The organism is Aquirufa esocilacus (assembly GCF_042715595.1).
In the GTDB taxonomy this organism is placed as follows: domain Bacteria; phylum Bacteroidota; class Bacteroidia; order Cytophagales; family Spirosomataceae; genus Aquirufa; species Aquirufa esocilacus.
Window position 1 is genome coordinate 1 of sequence record NZ_JBBKXX010000007.1, and the last position, 379, is coordinate 379.

1 tRNA gene is annotated in these 379 nt (G+C 42.5%); it reads left to right on the forward strand.

Annotation, left to right across the window (positions count from 1 at the left end):
* Positions 1-21 precede the first annotated feature (21 nt).
* Positions 22-98: transfer RNA gene (locus SKC37_RS11665), tRNA-Ala, on the forward strand.
* The last annotated feature ends 281 nt before the right edge of the window (positions 99-379 follow it).

The window sequence follows — 379 nt, forward strand, 5'->3', positions numbered from 1 at the left end:
AGCAATTAAGCAACAATCCCTGGGGGATTAGCTCAGCTGGCTAGAGCACCTGCCTTGCACGCAGGGGGTCAACGGTTCGAATCCGTTATTCTCCACCAGAGTAAAGATTAAGCAAACGAGCTTGATCAACAGATTGAAAGAGTTTAGTAACCTATCGACTTCGGACTATAGACTACGGACTAACACCACCCTCCCCTACTCGAATGTGAGTAACGGATTTGGGAACGATGTGAATGAGATGAGCGCAAGCTGATTGAATTTCACACAAGGTTCTTTGACATATTGTGAGAATAAAGTAAAGAGTAAGAGCAAATTAGAAATTTGAATCCTTAGGGATGAAGATATTTTAAAAGAGTAAGTGAATTAAGGGCGTATGGGG